This is a genomic window from Pandoraea communis (genome assembly GCF_902459745.1).
Lineage (GTDB): Bacteria > Pseudomonadota > Gammaproteobacteria > Burkholderiales > Burkholderiaceae > Pandoraea > Pandoraea communis.
Map to the genome: position 1 here is coordinate 519,237 of NZ_CABPSJ010000001.1, position 17,985 is coordinate 537,221.

Consider the following 17,985-nt stretch of genomic DNA (forward strand, 5'->3'; position numbering starts at 1 on the left):
GCGGGACTTACTCGGCGTCGGGTTGCGCTTCGGGCGCAGCACGCCGGAAGGCGTCGAGCGTTTGGCAGTGGGCGTCGATGGCGGCAATTCGCGGGAACGACGTCATGTCGACCTTGAAGCGGTTCGCGTTGTAGACCTGCGGCACAAGACAGCAGTCCGCAAGCGTCGGCGTGTCGCCGAATACGAACTTGCCCTGCGACGATTGCGCTGCCAGCCGGGCTTCCAGCGCCGTGAAACCCTCCAAGATCCAGTGAACGTACCAGGCGTTCTTCTGCGCTTCGCTCACGCCCAGTTCGTGCTTGAGGTACCGCAGCACGCGCAGGTTGTCGATCGGGTGGATGTCGGCGGCGATGTCCAGCGCCAGTGCGCGCACCTGGGCGCGCGCCAGCGGGCCGGCCGGCAGGAGTGCAGGTGTCGGATGCACCTCTTCCAGATACTCGATGATGGCGAGCGACTGATGGATGTTCACTTCGCCATCGAGGAACGTCGGCACCAGGCCGTTGACGTTGAGCGCGCGGTACGCCGGTTTGAGCTGTTCGCCACCGTCACGCACCAGATGTACGGGTACGGTGTCGTAATCGAGCCCCTTCAGATTCAGGGCGATCCGGACACGATACGCGGCGGAACTGCGGAAATAGCTGTACAGCGTGGACATGGCAGACCTCGAAAGCGGAATGTGGGAAGACGCGGCAGGTGCGAGAAATCTCGGGGCACGCGCGTCTGAACACGAGATGGTACTTCAAGCGCCGCCCCCGAGGACACCCGATTGCGTATGATGAACGGATACGAATTCAGATGCCCCGTGTCATGACCTCTGCCGCCCCTTTCGCCTGTGCGCCGCTGCTCAAAATCATCGCCCGAGGCGCGAAAGGCGCGCGCCCGCTCGACGCCGGCGAGACACGCACCCTGTTCGACGCCATCCTCGCCGAGCGCGTGGCACCGGCGGAACTGGGTGGGGTTCTGATCGCCTATCGCATCAAGGGCGAGACGCCCATAGAACTGCGCGCGATGCTCGATGCCGCACACGCAACGTTCACACCGCTCACCTCACCGGCCGATGCACCGCCGCCAGTCTTGTTACCCAGCTACAACGGCGCACGCAAACAACCGAATCTCACGGCACTGCTCGCCTTGCTGCTCGCCCGCGAGGGCATTCCGGTGCTCGTTCATGGCCAGCATCACAGCGGCGCGAATCGTGTCGGCACGCAAGCAATCTTCGCAGAACTAGGCCACGCCGCCTGTGGGTCGGCCGCCGAGGCCGAGGCAGCGCTGCGTACGCGCCGTGTGGCCTATCTGCCGATTGCCGCGCTCTCGCCCGCGTTGGAGCGACTGCTGGAGATGCGCGCAGCGCTTGGCGTACGGAACTCCGGTCATACGGTGGTGAAGTTGTTGCAGCCGTTTGCCGGGCCCGCGCTGCGGCTCGTGAACTACACGCATCCCGAATACCGGGAAACGCTCAGCGAGATGTTCGCCGACGCTGCCAACAGTCCGGCGCCGGGCGTGCTGCTCGCGCGCGGCACGGAAGGCGAACCGGTCGCCGACGCCCGTCGCCAAGCCGCCATCGACGGCTTTTCGGACGGCGTGTATCACGTATGGCAAACGGCAGAGGAAGGTGCCACCGGAATACCGCCGACGCTTCCTGCCGCCGACGCCCCATCCACAGCCAAGTGGATTGAAGCCGTACTGGCCGGTGAGATCGCAGTGCCCGCCCCGATCGCCCGGCAGGTCGAAGTGATTCGTCAGGCACTGGGGATGGCCGGTTAATTGCGACGGGCGTTTCTGCCGCGCATCTGGCCGCTTATTTGGACGCTCATTCAGACGTTATCCGGGCGAAATACCAAAAAATTTGCCCGAAATTCATCGCAAATCGCCGAAAATCGATAAATTCAATATTTTTCGGAACATTTCATCCCGAAACCCATCAAATCTTATGATCGGAGATGACGTCCGATGAGTACCGGACGAGGCAGCCGTCGAATCGGCCAAATCCGCCGGCAGACGGCCAGTGATTCATTCGGCCGATGCCATGCGGGTCGCCTGCCAGGAGATGAGGTGCCATTCGTCGGCCTCGAGCACATGGACGGCCGTATAGGCCATTTGCGATTCGAGCGAACCGGTCGCGGTTTCCAGTTCGACCTTGAGCTTGCCGGTGACGACGACAGTGTCGCCAAACTGGCGCAGTTCCTGTGCCCGGATATCGATATCCAGATATCGACGGCGGCCCGAGGTCAGGGCGTCGAGAAATTCGCGCTTGGTTTCGCGTTTGCCGTTTGAATGCACGTAGTGAAGGCCGTCTGCCAGGAGAGCGTCGAGTTGTTCGACGTCACCCTCGACCATTGCGTCGAAGCGCGCCGATTCGCGCTCTCGCACTACGTCAATGTGCTTTCCTGCCATGTTGACCTCCCGTCTTCGCCGACCTCAAACGCTCGCGACGTGGGTTGCAATTTACACCATCCACGCGACGTTTGCGCCAGTGACTTATCTGGTTTTTCGGGGGGTGCTGGAAAACCCCGAGGCGCCGGAAACTTCCCGCCCGGTAAGGGTTCTAACGTCTTTAGCACTCATCCGAAGAGAGTGCTAAAATGTTTTCCCAGAGGCTAACCAGGAGTCCACCACTTGAGTACTGCCGCCACTTTGCATCCGACGACGCCGGCCACCGGCACGGCGCCGAATTCTCGTGCCCTTGCTCTCGCCCCGTCGGCATTGATGCTGCCGGGCAGTCTGGGCAATATCGACAGCTATATTCAGGCTGTCCACCGCATTCCGCTGCTCACCGCCGAGGAAGAGCAGTCGCTCGCCAAGCGCCTGCGTGAGAACGACGACCTCGACGCCGCCCGTCAGCTTGTGCTGTCGCACCTGCGTCTGGTGGTGTCGATCGCGCGCAACTACCTCGGCTATGGTCTGCCGCACGCCGACCTGATTCAGGAAGGCAATATCGGCCTGATGAAGGCCGTCAAGCGCTTCGATCCAACTCAGGGGGTACGACTTGTGTCGTACGCCATGCATTGGATCAAGGCTGAGATTCACGAGTACGTTCTGCGCAACTGGCGCACGGTCAAGGTCGCCACGACCAAGGCCCAGCGCAAGCTCTTCTTCAATCTGCGTAGCCAGAAGCAAGGCTTGCAGGCGTTCACGCCGGAAGAGATCGATCAGGTCGCCCGCGATCTGAACGTGAAGCGCGAAGACGTCATCGAGATGGAAACGCGCATGTCGGGTGGCGATATTGCCCTCGAAGGTCACAGCGACGATAGCGACAGCCCAAGCTTCGCTCCCATCGCGTACCTCGCCGATACGCATCAGGAGCCGACCGCCGTGATCGCCGCGCGCGAGCGCGACCATCTGCAAAGCGACGGTCTGCAAACGGCACTCGGCCGCCTCGACTCGCGCAGCCGCCGCATCATCGAAGCGCGCTGGCTGTCGGTTGCCGATGACGGTAGCGGCGGCGCCACGCTGCACGAACTGGCAGATGAATTCGGCGTGTCTGCCGAGCGCATCCGTCAGATCGAAGTTGCCGCAATGAAGAAGATGAAAGGCGCGCTGCAAGCCTTCGCGTAATGCGTTGATCCGGTGGGCCGTGGCAGCGCGGCAAATTGCCACACGCCCCACCAGATCGCCGCCGGTCATTCATGACCGGCCCGCAAGCCCCGTGAGACTCACGGGGCTTTTTTCTTGACCTTCGAAAGTTCACGGGGCATTTGCTTCGGACTTGATGCATCGCAAGGTCGCCCGGACGACCGGTCGCTAGAATCGACTCGTACGTGGCCATGCTACGTGCGAAGGACGGCCCGGGGGCCGTTCGCCGCGCCGGACCCTTGTCTCGAACTCGTTTCTCGTCGGCCATCTCCGAGGGTGGCGGATTCGCATCGAACCAGCGTCATCCGCGTGTCATCGGTCCCCCGTGCTCCGCGGTTTGACATTTTCATGCGATAAGGCAAAATGCGCCGAGAGTCGCCGCTGTTTCCAACACAACGACTTTCGACGCCAGGAGCCGTCACGGATGGACACCCACTCTCCTAGCAGTCTGAAGCCTCCCGCGCCAGCCGCGCCCGTCGCGGGGTCGCACTCCGCCGTCGTCGCCTGGCTGATCAAGCGCTGGCGCACCCGCCCTTCCCGTTTCATGGTCGAAATCCTGATCGTCCTTGCGATCAAGGTAGTACTCCTGTTCATTCTGAAACACGCGTTCTTCGACGCTCCCATGGCCAAGCATATGCAATTGCCGCCAGACGTCGTGGCTCGTGCCCTGATCGGGCCGCAAGCCGTCGAAGCGCAGTCCACCACCACAAGTCAAGGTGTCCGCCATGATCAGTAGCGAAGTCGTTGACCTCTCGCGCTTGCAGTTCGCCATAACGGCGCTGTATCACTTCCTGTTCGTCCCGCTCACGCTCGGCCTGTCCTGGCTGCTTGTCGTCATGGAGTCGGTCTACGTAATGACCGGCAAGCAGATCTACAAGGACATGACCCAGTTCTGGGGCAAACTCTTCCTGATCAACTTCGCGATGGGCGTGACCACGGGTCTCACGCTCGAGTTCCAGTTCGGCACCAACTGGGCTTACTACTCGCACTACGTCGGTGACATCTTCGGTGTGCCGCTGGCCATCGAAGGTCTGATGGCGTTCTTCCTCGAAGCCACGTTCGTCGGCCTGTTCTTCTTCGGCTGGAACAAGCTCTCGCGCATTGGCCACCTTGCGACCACGTTCGCGGTGGCGCTGGGCTCGAACCTCTCGGCGTTGTGGATTCTCGTAGCCAACGGCTGGATGAACAATCCGGTCGGCGCGCATTTCAACTACGAGACCATGCGCATGGAGTTGAACAGCATCTGGGATGTGATCTTCAACCCGGTGGCGCAGGTGAAGTTCGTGCACACGCTCTCGGCCGGTTATGTGACAGCCGCCATGTTCGTGCTCGGCATCTCGGCGTGGTATCTGCTCAAGCGCCGCGACGTACCGTTCGCCCTGCGCTCCTTCGCGGTTGCCGCCGGCTTCGGTCTGGCCTCGACGCTGTCGGTCATCGTGCTGGGTGACGAATCGGGCTACACCACGGGCGAAGTGCAGAAGGTCAAGCTCGCCGCCATCGAAGCGGAATGGGAGACGGCCAAGCCGCCCGCATCGTTCACGCTGTTCGGCTTCCCGAACCAGAAGGAAGAGCGCACCGACTACGCCGTGAAGATTCCCTGGGCAATGGGCCTGATCGCCACGCGCTCGGTCGACACGCCGGTGATCGGTCTCACGCAGTTGCGCGACGAACACAAGGAGAACATTCAACGCGGCATGATCGCCTTCGCGGCGCTCGAGAAGCTGCGTAGCGGCGACAAGTCGCCGGCCGTACGCGCCGAGTTCGACAAGTACAAGGACGACCTCGGCTACGGCCTGCTGCTCAAGAAGTACACGGCCAATGTTGTCGACGCCACACCGGAACAGATCCACATGGCGGCCAACGACACGATCCCGCCGGTGGCCCCTGTGTTCTGGTCGTTCCGCATCATGGTCGGCCTGGGCTTCCTGTTCCTCTTCACCTTCCTGTGGGCGTTCTGGCTGTGCGCGCGCCGCCGTCTGCTCAAGCCGCGTTCGGCCTGGTTCCTGCGCTGGACTGTGTGGGCGATTCCGCTGCCGTGGCTCGCCGCCGAGTTCGGCTGGATCGTCGCCGAGATGGGCCGTCAGCCGTGGACCATCGCCGGCATTCTGCCGACGCATCTCTCGACGTCGTCGCTCTCGGCTGGCGACCTGTATCTGAGCCTCGCGGGTTTCATCATCTTCTATACCGCGCTGCTCATCATTGAAATGTTCCTGATGGTGAAGTACGTCAAGCTCGGCCCGTCGTCGCTGCACACCGGCCGCTACCACTTCGAGAACGAAGCCACGAACGGTACAGCCATCGCTGGCGACCGTCCGGCGACCTCGGTCTGATCGTCAGGGAGACAAGACATCATGATGATCGATTACACCGTACTCAAGCTGATCTGGTGGGTGCTCGTCGGCGTGCTGCTGATCGGCTTCGCCTTCTTCGACGGCTTCGACATGGGCACGGCCACGCTGCTGCCCTTCCTCGGCAAGACCGACGCGGAACGCCGCGTCATCATCAACACCGTGGCTCCCACGTGGGAAGGCAATCAGGTGTGGTTCGTGACGGCAGGCGGAGCAATGTTTGCCGCATGGCCGCTCGTCTACGCCGCAGCGTTCTCGGGCTTGTATTGGGCGCTGTTGCTGGTGCTTTTCGCGCTGTTCCTGCGTCCGGTCGGCTTCGACTACCGCAACAAGCTGCCGAGCCCGCGCTGGCGCAATTCGTGGGACTGGGCGCTGTTCGTGGGTAGCGTGGTGCCGTCGCTCGTGTTCGGCGTGGCCTTCGGCAATTTGCTGCTGGGTCTGCCGTTCTCGTTCGACAACACCATGCGCTCGACGTACACCGGCTCGTTCTGGGCGCTGCTCAATCCGTTCGCGCTGCTGTGCGGCCTGGTGAGTGTGCTGATGCTGGTTACGCACGGCGCGGCCCACCTGCGCATGAAGGCCGATCCGGTCGTGGCCGAACGCGCGGGACGCATCATGCGCCTCACCGCGCTGGGCACGCTGTTGCTGTTCCTCTTGGCAGGTGTGTTCGTCGCCACGCACGTCGACGGCTTCGCCATCACGCAGATGGGCCCGACCGACTCGCCGGCCAACCCGCTGCTCAAGCAAGTCACGACCGGCCCCGGCCTGTGGCTCACGAACTATCACACCTATCCGTGGATGATCGCGGCGCCGGTCGTTGCCTGCCTGTGCGCCCTGCTCGCGGCACTGCTCGCAACCAGCCGGTCGTACGCCTGGACGTTCGTCGTCACCGGGCTGATGATGGCTGGCATCATCCTCACGGCCGGCTTCTCGATGTTCCCGTTCGTGATGCCCTCGGCCACGGCGCCGGGTAGCAGCCTCACGGTCTGGGACGCCACGTCGAGCCAGCTCACGCTGCAAATCATGCTGATCGCCGTGGTCATCTTCCTGCCCATCGTCCTGCTCTACACCGGCTGGGTGTATCGCGTGATCCGCGGCCGCGTGACGATCGAGACGGTCAACGACAACCCGCACACGATGTATTGATCAAGGAGTTGCGACATGTGGTACTTCTCTTGGACTCTCGGCCTCGGCCTCGCACTCGCGTTCGGTATCATCAACGTGATGTGGTTCGAAGCGCACGACGACCTCGAACGCCGCAGTCAGGAAGGTAACTGACCCTGACTGACGGGAAGCAGAAATGAAAATCGCGCCCCGAGGGGCGCGATTTTTTTATCCTTCAGCGTCTTGTCCGTCCGCGTGTCGGCCGTGCGGCATCGACGCGCTTCGCGCACTCGGCTCGCTCAGCGCAGTTCAGCTCAACAACGTCTTCAGATCCTTGGCCATCGCATCGACCGGCTCGTCCGGACGCATGAACAGGCGCAACTGACCGTTCGGGTCGAAGACATAGATGCCGGCGGTGTGATCGATGGTGTAGTTGTTCGGCGTCGAGCCTTCCACCTTGTTGACCACCACGCGGAACGACTTCGTGACTTCCTTGAGCGCGGCGTCGTCTGCCGGGCGCAGGCCCACGAACGCCGGGTTGAACGCCGGCACGTACTGGCCCATCAGTTCCGGCGTATCGCGCTGCGGGTCGACGGTCACGAAGAGCACCTGCACGCGCTGCGCGTCGGCACCGAGTTTCTGCATGACCTGATTGAGTTCGGCCATCGTGGTCGGGCAGACGTCGGGGCAATGCGTGTAGCCAAAGAACATCACCACCGCTTTACCCTTGTAATCGGCGAGCGTGCGCGTCTTGCCTTGCGGGTCCTGCAACGAGAAGTCCTGCGCGAACTCCTTGTTTCCGGTGATATCGAGACTCTGAAACGTCGGACCGTCTTTGCCGCATGCGGCGAGCAGCACGGTGAGTCCCATCAGCAACATCGCACGACGCAACCAGATGACAGCAAGATTCATGAACGAATGACCCCAGGATGTATGGAAAAAACACCTTCCGAAAATACAACAGGCGCGCCGGTCGGGAATACCGTAACGCGCCTGTCATCGTGACTCACACCACGGCGGGAAACGCTCGCTATGCCCGCCGACCACCCAGCGTCAGCCGAGCAGGAATATCTGGACGTAATGATCGACCAGCAGCGCCGCAAAGAGCAGCGACAGGTAGACGATCGAGTAGCGGAACATCGAACGCGAGAGCGCATCGGAATAGTTGCGCCACAGCTTGATCGCGTACCCGAGGAAGATGCCCGAGAGCACGACCGCCGAGACCAGATACAGATAGCCGCTCATGCGATGCGCGAACGGCAGCAACGACACCGCGAACAGCACCACGCTGTAGAGCAGGATCTGCAGGCGCGTGTACTTCTCGCCATGCGTGATCGGCAACATCGGCAGGCCCGAATTCACGTAATCCTGACGGCGATAGAGCGCGAGCGCCCAGAAGTGCGGCGGCGTCCAGACGAAGATGATGAGCACCAGAATCCACGCGTCGGCCGGCACGGCGCCGGTGGCGGCGGCCCAGCCGAGCGCCGGTGGCATCGCGCCCGACGCGCCGCCGATCACGATGTTCTGCGGCGTGGAAGGCTTGAGGATGATGGTGTAGATCAGCGCGTAGCCGACGAACGTGGCGAGCGTGAGCCACATCGTGAGCGCGTTGGTGAACGTGTAGAGCACCACCATGCCGGCCGCGCCGAGGATCGTCGAGAAGACGATGATCTGCCAGGGGGCGATCTCACCGCGCGCGGACGGACGCCACGCCGTACGGCGCATGAGCGCGTCGACGCGTTGTTCGATCAGGCAGTTCACGGCGAAGGCGGACCCGGCCAGCAGCCAGATACCGATGGTGCCGCCGATCAGCACCTGCCACGGCACCATGCCGCGCGTGGACAGGAACATGCCGATGACGGCGCAGAAGACGGCGAGCTGCGTCACACGGGGCTTGGTCAACGCCCAGTACTGTGCGATACGGCTAGACGGCGGATGGGGAAGGGTCGTGCTTTTCATACACTCAGAGGCAATGCGCTACGCCGAGCCAGTCGGGGCGCCAGCGAGCGGTGCAGCCGGCTCCGCTGACGGGAGGGGCTTCTGGCGGGCCGGAAGGTCTGCCTGATCTGTCAGGCCGGCCGCAATGGACGCCGCCGTTCTGGCGGCGCGAATGCGGTAGTTTAACATAACGAGCAATAGCAGCAGGACGGCCGCCCCGCCGTTATGGGCGATGGCGTTGAGCAGCGGCCATTGGAAAACGATGTTCGACAACCCCGTCGCGAATTGCACGAACACCAGCATCAATACCAGCATGGACGGCTTTCTGAGTGCGGCATGACGCCGCAGCCGGGTCGCCAGCCACGCCAGATACAGCACGACCACCACCGCGAACGTCCGGTGCACCCAGTGAATCGCCACGAGCGCGTCCATCGGAATCACCTCGCCACCGGCTGTTTTGCCCAACTCACGCCAGAGCTTGAAGCCGTTGTGGAAATCCATCGGCGGTACCCACTGCCCCTGGCACGTCGGGAAATCGGTACAGGCCAGCACGGCGTAGTTGGTACTCACCCACCCGCCAAGCGCGATCTGGAACACCAGCAGCGCCAATCCGATCAAAGCCGCCCAGCGCCAGCGCAACGCGCCCGGATCGGCCGCCACGCTCGCCTGCGACATTTGACGCGACGCCAGCCACACAAGCGATCCGAGCAAAGTCAGCGCTAACATCAGGTGCGTGGTGACGATCACCGGCTGGAGCTTCATCGTGACGGTCCACGCGCCGAACGCGCCCTGCACGCACACGAGGATGAATAGCCACGTGGCGAACCAGGGTGATTGCTTGAGTTCGCGCCGCTTCACCCATGCCATCACCATCAGCACGATGATGAGCACACCCACCGACATGGCGAAGTAACGATGGATCATCTCGATCCACGCCTTCAGGAACGTTACCGGCCCGGTGGGCAGCAGCGACTGCGCGGCGTGAATGTCCGCATGCGCGGCGAACGGCGACGACGTGCCGTAGCAACCCGGCCAGTCGGGGCACCCAAGCCCCGAATCCGTGAGCCGCGTGAAGCCGCCGAACATGATCAGGTCGAGCGTGAGAAAGGTCGTCACCCAGGCCAGCTTGCGGTACTTGTTCGCATCGCGGCGCAACAGCACCCAGCCGAGCGGCAGTACGGCAATACACAGGCCGATGAAGCCCAGTTCCAGAAGGTAAAGCATCGGTTTTACGTCAGTTCCTCGTCATCTTCCGTGCGCCGTTGCGCCCGGTCTCATTCGCATTGCGGGGCGTGCCCCTCAACCCGTTCCCGACCATTTGAGCAATCGGGACAGATCGCTCTTGATCTTGCCCGGATCGGCGTTTTTCGGGAACGCCATCATCAGGTTGCCCAGCGGGTCGACCAGATAGATATGGTCGCGCAGCCCCGTACCGTCCTGCGTCGGCAGCCACGACGCCAACGCGACCGGGTCGGTCCGCAGGCGGCGCGTATCTTCATATGCCGCGTCGAGTTTGCCGGACACCGGGGCGTCATCCGTGACCAGCCACAGCGTTTCCACGCGCGTACGCTCATTGCCCTGCAACACGCGAATCTGCCGCATGTAGAAGAGCTTGCTCACGCAATTCTCGTCACACGCGGCGGTGTCTGCGCTGATCATCAGCCACTTGCCCTTGAGCGACGACAACGGCAGCGTCTCGCCCGTCTCGTCGTCGCGCACCAGCAGCGCAGGCAGCGGCCGCTGCGGTTCGATCAACTTCCCGTAGGCCGACGTGCCACCCTGCGGTTTGAACACGTAATACATCAGATAGGCCGCCACCGCAGGCGCTGCACACACCACGAACAGCAGCACCAGCATGCGCCGCGCACGGCGTCGTTGCATCGGATCGATGGCGGGGCTACCCGTGCCTCCGGGACTCACGTCTGTATTCATGCTCGCCTCATGCCCGCTTTAAGGGGTGGGTGGCTGTCGCCAGCTGGCGTCCGCGCCGATAAGCCAGACGAAGTCCCAGCAGCGCAAGAATCAGCGACATGCCGAACCATTGCGCCATGTATCCATAATTGCGATCCGCGCCGCTCGCCGGCGCAGGCCAGTCGCGCAGCAGATGATCGCCCGTGTCGTTGGTCTGCATGACGACGAACGGTTGCAGCGGCAGCGACGTCTCACGCGCGTAATCCGCCACGTCGAGATTCTGGCGAATGACCAGTCCCGCCGCCGAACCGCCCCGGCCCAATTCGAAGGCGCGCGACGCGTCAGGCTGCGCAATGCCCTCGATGGTGATATCGCCTGCGGGGGTCGCATACGGCATGATCGCCGCGCGATCGCGCAAGTCGCGCGGCAGCCATCCGCGATTGACGAGCACCACATGGTCCGGCGCCGTCTGCAACGCCATCACCACGTAAAAGCCGGGCAGTTCGTTGCGCGGACGATTGTCCAGATACACCACCCGGTTCTGCAGGAAGCGCCCCGTGACACGCACGCGCCGGTTCGCCACGTCGCTCAGCGAATAGGTCTGCGCACCCAGCACGATGACTGGCGCATGTTCGGCCTGCGCTATCAGTGCCTGACGTGCCAGACGCATCTGCGCGCGCTGATACTGCCACGCGCCGAGCGCCGCGGTAAGCATCACGCCCAGCAAAATCAGCAGCGCCGGTACCGGGCGCATGCCACGCAAGAGAGTTTTCAACACGTACATTCCTTGTCTGGCAGCGCAATGAACGCCGGCGCAATACACTGCATTGCAGCATGCCAGCGCGTGCCCGTTGCCCGATAATGACGAATTCCCGTCATCGGACAAATCATGCGCATCATCGTTGCCATCGCCTTCGTCCTGATTCTTGGCAGTCTGGCGTCCGCATTGTTTTTCATGATGCGAGACAAGGGCCGATCGAGTCGCACCGTGCATTCGCTCATGGTGCGTGTCGGCCTGTCGGTGACGCTGTTCCTGCTCATCCTGTTCGCCAACTGGATGGGCTGGATTCACAGCACGGGCATACGATACTGAGTCCCACGCCGCACGCCTGCGGCAAATCGCCGCACCCCATCCCCACTGCCCGTCTTTGCTCCACGTAACGCTTGCGGCCATCGCGCGGTGCCGTGACTTCGGACACCTCGCCAGCTGTGCGACATAAGGCCGCATTTGGCCGCCCTCCCGTCGCTGTCGTGCGCAAAGCCCCCACTGCCCTATCGGGTGACGACGGCGCCTGCAAATGGAAACGCCGCCGGAATCCGGCGGCGTCCCGATCGTCGTGCCGGTCTCGACGTCAGAGCCAGTAGACCACGACGTACAGGCCCAGCCAGACCACGTCGACAAAGTGCCAATACCAGGCAGCGCCCTCGAAACCGAAGTGATGCTCCGGCGTGAAATGCCCCTTCATCAGACGAATCAGCATGACGCTGAGCATGATCGCCCCCAGCATCACATGGAAACCGTGGAAGCCGGTGAGCAGGAAGAAGGTCGAGCCGTACACGCCCGAGGTGAGCTTCAGGTTCAGTTCGGTGTAGGCGTGGTGATATTCGTACGCCTGGAAGCCCAGGAACACGAAGCCCAGTACAACGGTGGCGAACAGCCAAAAGATCGCAGTGCCGCGATGGTTCGCGCGCAAAGCGTGGTGCGAGATCGTGAGCGTAACGCCCGACGTCAGCAGCAGTGCCGTGTTGAGTGTCGGGATCGGCCACGGCCCCATCGTCTCGAAGGCATCGACGACACCGGCCGGGCCGGTGTTCGGCCACACGGCGCTGAAGTCGGGCCACAACAGCTTGTTGTCGAGATCGCCGAGCCACGGCATCGCCAGCGTGCGTGCGTAGAACAGCGCGCCGAAGAACGCCGCAAAGAACATCACCTCGGAGAAGATGAACCAGCTCATGCCCCAGCGATAGGACGCATCGATGCGCTTGCCATACAGCCCGCCTTCGGACTCGGCAATCGAATCGCCGAACCAACTGCGCAGCACCCACAGCACCCACAGCAGGCCGGCCAGCGCCGTCCACGGTGCCCACGATTGACCGTTGACCCACGCGGCGGCCGAGCCCAGCACCACCAGCAAGCCGACACTGCAGCTCACCGGGTGACGCGAGGGGGCCGGCACGAAGTAGTAAGGCGCCGTTTGGTGTTGACCGCTCATGCTTATCTCTCCAGGCTGGGTTCTCTTTTATTTATGCCATTCACGTCGCGAGCCGAATGGCGAGCTTCGCCAACAGCACCAGCGCCACGACAAACAGGATGCCCCCGATCAGTCCCGCCAGGATCAGATGCACAGGGTTGAGCTGCGCCATGTCGCGGTCGTGATCACGCCCCTTGCGCACGCCAAAAAACGACCAGAACACCGCCTTGATGGTCTGGACGAATGACAGCTTGCGCTGAGTCGCCTCCTTCAGGTCATCCATTGCTGCCCTTGCCTCCTCCTGTCGCTCCTGCGCTCAACTTGCCGCTTTGCGCGTCCACCGTGGCGTCCGCGCGCTGATTGGCGTCATTCTTGCCGAGATCGAAAAAAGTATAGGACAGCGTGATCGTATTCACATCCTTGGGCAGCTTCGTGTCCACCACGAACACCACCGGGAATTCCTTGGCCTCTCCGGCCTTGAGTGTCTGTTGCGTGAAGCAGAAGCACTCGATCTTCTTGAAGTAGCTCGCCGCCTGCGCCGGAGCGTAGCTCGGAATCGCCTGCGCACGGACTTCATGCGGCTGCTGGTTCGCCACTTCGTACTCGATGGTCGCCATCTGTCCGGGGTGCACCGTCAGACTGCTCTTCGCCGGCTTGAAGCGTAGCGGTCCCTGCGCGTTGGCATCGAATTCGACAGTGATCGTGCGGCTTTCGTCGATCTGCGAATTGCGCGCCGCAATCTCAGTCGTGCGATCGCCCAACTGGTTGATGCCCACGAGATCGCAGAATGCGCGGTAGAACGGCACCATCGCGTAGCCGAAACCGAACATCACCGCGACCAGCAGCAGCAACTTGCTGAAAGTGCGCACGTTGATTCGTCGCAAGCCGCCCATATTCGCCTTGATGGCTCCCCGTTCAATGGTGTCCATGCCGTGCGGCACGCTGGCCTCATGGCATCACCGGGCACCCCGCTGCATTGGCGAGGCGTCCGATTCAAATACCGCCCGTCAGCTTGGTCTTGATCATCACCCCAACGAAGAAAACCACCACGACCGAGGCGAGAATCAGCCCCGTGCGCAGGTTCTTCGCTCGCTGTTCGCGACTGGCTGCCATGGTCAATGCACCTTCGGCGGCGTTTCGAAGGTGTGGAACGGCGCCGGGCTCGGCACGGTCCACTCCAGGCCTTCCGCACCATCCCACGGCTTGGCTTCGGCGGCCGGGCCGCCGCGCCACGTCGGCAGCGCCACGAAGAACAGGAAGTACACCTGCATCAGGCCGAAACCGAAAGCACCGATCGTCGCGAGCTGGTTGAAGTCCGTGAACTGTGCCGGGTAGTCGGCATAGCGGCGCGGCATACCGGCCAGCCCCAGGAAGTGCATCGGGAAGAACGTCACGTTGAACGTGATGAGCGAGCCCCAGAAGTGGAACTTGCCGCGCCACTCGTTGTACATGTGGCCTGTCCACTTCGGCACCCAGTAATAGAACCCGGAGAAGAGCGCGAATAATGAACCGGCCACGAGCACGTAGTGGAAGTGCGCCACCACGTAGTAAGTGCCGTGCATCTGAATGTCGAGCGGCGCGAGCGAGAGCATCAGGCCGGTGAAGCCGCCCATCGTGAACACGAAGAGGAAGCCGACGGCGAAGAGCATCGGCGACTCGAACGAGAGCGAGCCCTTCCACATCGTGGCAACCCAGTTGAAGACCTTCACGCCGGTCGGCACCGAGATCAGCATCGTGGCGTACATGAAGAAGAGCTGGCCCGTGACCGGCATGCCCGTCACGAACATGTGGTGCGCCCACACCATGAACGACAGAATCGCGATCGACGCCGTGGCGTACACCATCGAGCTATAGCCGAACAACCGCTTGCGCGAGAACGCCGGAATCACCTGCGAGACGATCCCGAACGCCGGCAGAATCATGATGTACACCTCCGGGTGTCCGAAGAACCAGAAGATGTGCTGATACATGACCGGATCGCCGCCGCCCGCCGCGTTGAAGAACGACGTGCCGAAGTGCCGATCCGTGAGCAGCATCGTGATCGCGCCGGCGAGCACCGGCATCACGGCGATGAGCAGATAGGCGGTGATCAGCCACGTCCACACGAACATCGGCATCTTCATGAGCGTCATGCCCGGCGCGCGCATGTTCAGGATGGTCACGATGATGTTGATCGCGCCCATGATCGACGACGCCCCCAGAATGTGCGCACCGAAAATCGCCAGATCCTGGCCGGGGCCCATCTGCACCGACAGCGGCGCGTACATCGTCCAGCCGGCTGCCGTGGCACCGCCCGGCACGAGAAACGACGAGATCAGCAACAGACCGCCAACGGGCAGCAGCCAGAAGCTGAAGTTGTTCATCCGCGCGAAGGCCATGTCCGACGCGCCGATCTGCAACGGGATCATCCAGTTCGCGAACCCCACGAACGCCGGCATGATCGCGCCGAAAATCATCACCAGCCCGTGCATGGTGGTGAGCTGGTTGAAGAACTCCGGACGAATGAACTGCAAGCCCGGTTCGAACAATTCCGCACGGATCATCAACGCCATCACGCCGCCCGAGAGCAGCATGACGAACGAGAAGATCATGTACATCGTGCCGATGTCCTTGTGATTCGTCGCGAACAGCCAGCGTCGCCATCCGTGCGGATGGTCGTGCGCGTGATCGTCGTGACCCGCCACGTGATCGTGAGCGATGGAACTCATACCCAATCTCCTTCCTCGAACTGGTCGAACGGCACTTAACTGTTCTTCGCTGCGCCAGCGTCGGCAGCCCCTGCGGCATTCGCCGACTTGTTGCCACGCGCTTCACGCACCTGCGCCGGCTGAACGACGTCACCGGTCTTGTTGCTCCACGAATTGCGCTCGAACGTGATGACGGCCGCAAGCTCCACATCGTTCAGATGCGACCAGTTAGGCATCGCATTCTTGCCGTGCAGCACGATGCTGATGTGATCTGCCACCGGGCCGTTCACGATCTTGCCGCCATCGAGCGCCGGGAAGGCACCGCCGCCCTTGCCGTTCGGCTGATGGCACACCGCACAATTCGACGCGTAGACCTTCTGGCCGCGCTCCATCAGTTCCTGCACGGTGTACGTCTTGTTCGGATCGTCGGCCGACGCCGCCATCTGCTTCTTCTGCGTATCGACCCACTTGTTGTAATCGTCTTCGGAGACCACCTTCACCACGACCGGCATGAACGCGTGCTCCTTTCCGCACAGCTCGGTACAGAAGCCGCGATACTCGCCGACCTTCTCCGCCTTGAACCACGTATCGCGTACGAAGCCCGGAATCGCATCCTGCTTGATACCGAACGCGGGCACGTAGAACGAGTGGATCACGTCGTTGGCCGTCGTGATGAGACGCACCTTCTTGTTGACCGGCACGACCATCGGGTTGTCGACTTCCTGCAAATAGGTGTTGCTCTTCGGTGCCTGGCCGTCGATCTGGCTGCGCGGCGTGGTGAGTGTGGAGAGGAACCTAATGCCCTCGCCTTCGCCCTTCAGGTAGTCGTAGCCCCACTTCCACTGATAGCCGGTCACCTTGATCGTGATGTCGGCGTTGGTCGTGTCCTTCATGGCGACCACGGTTTTCGTGGCGGGCAGCGCCATCAGAATCACGATGATGAACGGCACGACCGTCCAGATCACCTCGACCGTGGTGCTCTCGTGAAAATTCGCGGGTTGATGGCCCTTGGATTTGCGGTGTTTGAAGATCGAATAGAACATCACACCGAACACCGCGAGGAAGATCACCAGACAGATGATCAGCATCATGGTGTGAAGGCTGTGAAGCTCTTGCGCGAGTTTCGTGACCGGCGGCTGGAAGTTGAGTTCGTTGACGGCAGGCCCCCCCGGCATATCGGTGACCGCCGCCAGTGCCGGAGCGCCGGCGAACAGTGAGGCGCCCGCAAGGAAAGCCGCCAAGGCGTGTTTCGTTTTTTTCATAGCTTCCTTACCCAAAATTACCATCCAAATCCTCCCTGGCGGTCGCCCGAGATCGTCTCCATCTCTCAGGCCTGTTGGGCAAGACAACGGCGCAGCTCGCGCGCAAACGTTTCGCGGCGATGCGGCGCAAGATAGGCACCGACAGTGACCGAGCGGCTACCCGAGCGCAAGACAACGCGCGTACGTGGCGGCTTCTCGATGTCGATGCGCACCCAGCGGGGATTGAACTCGTACTGCGTCAACCTCTGTGCTGAACGTTGCTCGACCACAAGGCTCACAGGCGACAACCGAATGACCTCGTAATCTGTGGCATGCCGGGCATGAATGACAAACGCAACGCCCACCACGAGCAAGTCCAGGCCTGTGAACGGCAAGACCAACCACCCACCGCGCCACGCCGCAATCAAGGCAACACCCAGAGAAACGGCGGCCAACGACAGGTAGAACAGGACAAACTGGCGCGGCGATATCGCGCAGTTGCGCTTGTGCGTCCATTCCTTCGTCACCGATTCAACGTCGGAGGAAGAGGCTGCGAGCATCGCCGTCACCCGTGGGGCATCTTGGGTCTTTCATGTCCGACGGCCGGGAACCAGTGGCGTCCGGGCCGCGACAAACTGCCGCATTATAGAACGCGCATTCTCGAAGCGACAACATTGATACCGAGTATTTGGCGAACCATAGCATCCTCCTGAACTCATTGATGCAAAAGGGAAATCCGGTTATTCCCCTAGCTGAAAATCTTGGCGGCCGGGCGACTACGGGATACTCCCTATGCGCCGCCGGTTTGACACGTTGCAACACGACACGACTCGTTGCGGTGTCCTGAATACCCGAACCGCACGCGTTCGTGAACGATGCTCCCCCCGTCGTCAAACGCCCGTCACGCGAATCGCGCGACGCGCTCCGCCCATCATCGCCTTCGCTGCGATGCGGGATTCGTCCGATATCCATCAACACTAGACGCTGCGCC

The 17,985-nt window shown here is 62.2% G+C and carries 20 protein-coding genes and 1 pseudogene; 7 read left to right on the plus strand and 14 right to left on the minus strand.

From position 1 onward, the window contains the following. Nucleotides 1-7 precede the first annotated feature (7 nt). Nucleotides 8-655: a maleylacetoacetate isomerase gene (maiA, locus tag PCO31110_RS02390; RefSeq protein ID WP_010804787.1), complete on the minus strand. Its 648-nt coding sequence runs from the start codon at nt 653-655 to the stop codon at nt 8-10. Nucleotides 656-795: 140 nt separating this feature from the next. On the opposite strand from maiA, the gene ybiB reads away from it, so the two are divergent. After that, the gene (ybiB, locus tag PCO31110_RS02395; protein ID WP_246189698.1) at nt 796-1,764 is read left to right on the plus strand and encodes a DNA-binding protein YbiB; all 969 of its coding nucleotides are present in this window, start codon (nt 796-798) and stop codon (nt 1,762-1,764) included. Between the two features lie 246 nt (nt 1,765-2,010). Here the strand turns inward: ybiB and PCO31110_RS02400 are convergent, their stop codons facing one another. After that, a complete protein-coding gene (locus PCO31110_RS02400; RefSeq protein WP_010804785.1) occupies nt 2,011-2,394 on the minus strand; it encodes a nuclear transport factor 2 family protein in 384 nt (127 codons plus the stop codon). Nucleotides 2,395-2,616: 222 nt separating this feature from the next. Between PCO31110_RS02400 and rpoH the strand changes: the two genes are divergently transcribed. The 5 genes from rpoH (at nt 2,617) to cydX (ending at nt 7,199) form a co-directional block, all read left to right on the plus strand. Then, complete coding sequence (gene rpoH / locus PCO31110_RS02405) at nt 2,617-3,555, plus strand: RNA polymerase sigma factor RpoH (protein WP_010804784.1); 939 nt, start codon at nt 2,617-2,619, stop codon at nt 3,553-3,555. 442 nt (nt 3,556-3,997) lie between these two features. Further along, nucleotides 3,998-4,309, plus strand: a complete 312-nt coding sequence (cydP, locus tag PCO31110_RS02410) for a cytochrome oxidase putative small subunit CydP (RefSeq protein WP_010804783.1) — start codon at nt 3,998-4,000, stop codon at nt 4,307-4,309. Further along, nucleotides 4,299-5,903 (plus strand): cytochrome ubiquinol oxidase subunit I, encoded by a 1,605-nt coding sequence (locus PCO31110_RS02415; RefSeq protein WP_150689545.1) that lies wholly within the window; start codon nt 4,299-4,301, stop codon nt 5,901-5,903. Before cydP ends, PCO31110_RS02415 begins: the two co-directional genes overlap by 11 nt. 27 nt (nt 5,904-5,930) lie before the next feature. Further along, nucleotides 5,931-7,067, plus strand: coding sequence for a cytochrome d ubiquinol oxidase subunit II (gene cydB, locus PCO31110_RS02420; protein ID WP_036663794.1), 1,137 nt, complete (start codon nt 5,931-5,933; stop codon nt 7,065-7,067). Nucleotides 7,068-7,082: 15 nt separating this feature from the next. Then, entirely contained in the window at nt 7,083-7,199 is a 117-nt protein-coding gene (gene cydX / locus PCO31110_RS02425; protein WP_010804780.1) for a cytochrome bd-I oxidase subunit CydX, read from the plus strand. A 135-nt stretch (nt 7,200-7,334) separates the two neighbouring features. Here cydX and PCO31110_RS02430 read toward each other — a convergent pair whose 3' ends face one another. From PCO31110_RS02430 to PCO31110_RS02450, 5 genes are all read right to left on the minus strand, one after another. Beyond that, nucleotides 7,335-7,937 (minus strand): SCO family protein, encoded by a 603-nt coding sequence (locus PCO31110_RS02430; protein ID WP_010804779.1) that lies wholly within the window; start codon nt 7,935-7,937, stop codon nt 7,335-7,337. A 141-nt stretch (nt 7,938-8,078) separates the two neighbouring features. Further along, nucleotides 8,079-8,984 (minus strand): heme o synthase, encoded by a 906-nt coding sequence (gene cyoE, locus PCO31110_RS02435; protein ID WP_010804778.1) that lies wholly within the window; start codon nt 8,982-8,984, stop codon nt 8,079-8,081. A gap of 18 nt (nt 8,985-9,002) precedes the next feature. Next, nucleotides 9,003-10,187: a COX15/CtaA family protein gene (locus PCO31110_RS02440; RefSeq protein WP_010804777.1), complete on the minus strand. Its 1,185-nt coding sequence runs from the start codon at nt 10,185-10,187 to the stop codon at nt 9,003-9,005. A gap of 75 nt (nt 10,188-10,262) precedes the next feature. After that, nucleotides 10,263-10,895, minus strand: a complete 633-nt coding sequence (locus PCO31110_RS02445; RefSeq protein ID WP_010804776.1) for an SCO family protein — start codon at nt 10,893-10,895, stop codon at nt 10,263-10,265. 7 nt (nt 10,896-10,902) lie between these two features. After that, entirely contained in the window at nt 10,903-11,628 is a 726-nt protein-coding gene (locus PCO31110_RS02450; RefSeq protein ID WP_036663795.1) for an SURF1 family protein, read from the minus strand. A gap of 135 nt (nt 11,629-11,763) precedes the next feature. Here PCO31110_RS02450 and PCO31110_RS02455 point away from each other — a divergent pair, with 135 nt between their 5' ends. Beyond that, nucleotides 11,764-11,967, plus strand: a complete 204-nt coding sequence (locus PCO31110_RS02455) for a twin transmembrane helix small protein (RefSeq protein WP_010804774.1) — start codon at nt 11,764-11,766, stop codon at nt 11,965-11,967. A gap of 259 nt (nt 11,968-12,226) precedes the next feature. Here PCO31110_RS02455 and PCO31110_RS02460 read toward each other — a convergent pair whose 3' ends face one another. The 7 genes and pseudogenes from PCO31110_RS02460 to PCO31110_RS02485 form a co-directional block, all read right to left on the minus strand. Then, nucleotides 12,227-13,087, minus strand: a complete 861-nt coding sequence (locus PCO31110_RS02460; protein ID WP_010804773.1) for a cytochrome c oxidase subunit 3 — start codon at nt 13,085-13,087, stop codon at nt 12,227-12,229. A 40-nt stretch (nt 13,088-13,127) separates the two neighbouring features. Continuing rightward, a complete protein-coding gene (locus tag PCO31110_RS02465; protein ID WP_010804772.1) occupies nt 13,128-13,349 on the minus strand; it encodes a DUF2970 domain-containing protein in 222 nt (73 codons plus the stop codon). After that, entirely contained in the window at nt 13,342-13,995 is a 654-nt protein-coding gene (locus tag PCO31110_RS02470; protein WP_010804771.1) for a cytochrome c oxidase assembly protein, read from the minus strand. The genes PCO31110_RS02465 and PCO31110_RS02470 overlap by 8 nt, the downstream gene beginning before the upstream one ends. Nucleotides 13,996-14,059: 64 nt before the next feature. Beyond that, the gene (locus tag PCO31110_RS25850) at nt 14,060-14,179 is read right to left on the minus strand and encodes a cytochrome oxidase small assembly protein (RefSeq protein WP_210400019.1); all 120 of its coding nucleotides are present in this window, start codon (nt 14,177-14,179) and stop codon (nt 14,060-14,062) included. Nucleotides 14,180-14,181: 2 nt separating this feature from the next. Further along, nucleotides 14,182-15,774 carry a cytochrome c oxidase subunit I gene (gene ctaD, locus PCO31110_RS02475; protein WP_010804770.1) on the minus strand — a complete coding sequence of 531 codons (1,593 nt, stop codon included), beginning with the start codon at nt 15,772-15,774 and terminating at the stop codon, nt 14,182-14,184. Between the two features lie 38 nt (nt 15,775-15,812). Then, nucleotides 15,813-17,039, minus strand: a pseudogene (gene coxB / locus PCO31110_RS02480) (cytochrome c oxidase subunit II); the annotation flags it as partial. A gap of 41 nt (nt 17,040-17,080) precedes the next feature. Beyond that, the gene (locus PCO31110_RS02485; protein WP_150557798.1) at nt 17,081-17,554 is read right to left on the minus strand and encodes a DUF2244 domain-containing protein; all 474 of its coding nucleotides are present in this window, start codon (nt 17,552-17,554) and stop codon (nt 17,081-17,083) included. Nucleotides 17,555-17,985: the final 431 nt, after the last annotated feature.

Excerpts from the sequence above, each read along its gene's own strand:
- maiA (WP_010804787.1), bottom strand. The coding sequence starts at position 655 with ATGTCCACGCTGTACAGCTATTTCCGCAGTTCCGCCGCGTATCGTGTC.
- ybiB (WP_246189698.1), top strand. The coding sequence starts at position 796 with ATGCCCCGTGTCATGACCTCTGCCGCCCCTTTCGCCTGTGCGCCGCTG.
- PCO31110_RS02400 (WP_010804785.1), bottom strand. The coding sequence starts at position 2,394 with ATGGCAGGAAAGCACATTGACGTAGTGCGAGAGCGCGAATCGGCGCGC.
- cydP (WP_010804783.1), top strand. The coding sequence starts at position 3,998 with ATGGACACCCACTCTCCTAGCAGTCTGAAGCCTCCCGCGCCAGCCGCG.
- PCO31110_RS02415 (WP_150689545.1), top strand. The coding sequence starts at position 4,299 with ATGATCAGTAGCGAAGTCGTTGACCTCTCGCGCTTGCAGTTCGCCATA.
- cydX (WP_010804780.1), top strand. The coding sequence starts at position 7,083 with ATGTGGTACTTCTCTTGGACTCTCGGCCTCGGCCTCGCACTCGCGTTC.
- PCO31110_RS02430 (WP_010804779.1), bottom strand. The coding sequence starts at position 7,937 with ATGAATCTTGCTGTCATCTGGTTGCGTCGTGCGATGTTGCTGATGGGA.
- cyoE (WP_010804778.1), bottom strand. The coding sequence starts at position 8,984 with ATGAAAAGCACGACCCTTCCCCATCCGCCGTCTAGCCGTATCGCACAG.
- PCO31110_RS02440 (WP_010804777.1), bottom strand. The coding sequence starts at position 10,187 with ATGCTTTACCTTCTGGAACTGGGCTTCATCGGCCTGTGTATTGCCGTA.
- PCO31110_RS02445 (WP_010804776.1), bottom strand. The coding sequence starts at position 10,895 with ATGAATACAGACGTGAGTCCCGGAGGCACGGGTAGCCCCGCCATCGAT.
- PCO31110_RS02450 (WP_036663795.1), bottom strand. The coding sequence starts at position 11,628 with ATGCGCCCGGTACCGGCGCTGCTGATTTTGCTGGGCGTGATGCTTACC.
- PCO31110_RS02455 (WP_010804774.1), top strand. The coding sequence starts at position 11,764 with ATGCGCATCATCGTTGCCATCGCCTTCGTCCTGATTCTTGGCAGTCTG.
- PCO31110_RS02460 (WP_010804773.1), bottom strand. The coding sequence starts at position 13,087 with ATGAGCGGTCAACACCAAACGGCGCCTTACTACTTCGTGCCGGCCCCC.
- PCO31110_RS02465 (WP_010804772.1), bottom strand. The coding sequence starts at position 13,349 with ATGGATGACCTGAAGGAGGCGACTCAGCGCAAGCTGTCATTCGTCCAG.
- PCO31110_RS02470 (WP_010804771.1), bottom strand. The coding sequence starts at position 13,995 with ATGGACACCATTGAACGGGGAGCCATCAAGGCGAATATGGGCGGCTTG.
- PCO31110_RS25850 (WP_210400019.1), bottom strand. The coding sequence starts at position 14,179 with ATGGCAGCCAGTCGCGAACAGCGAGCGAAGAACCTGCGCACGGGGCTG.
- ctaD (WP_010804770.1), bottom strand. The coding sequence starts at position 15,774 with ATGAGTTCCATCGCTCACGATCACGTGGCGGGTCACGACGATCACGCG.
- PCO31110_RS02485 (WP_150557798.1), bottom strand. The coding sequence starts at position 17,554 with ATGCTCGCAGCCTCTTCCTCCGACGTTGAATCGGTGACGAAGGAATGG.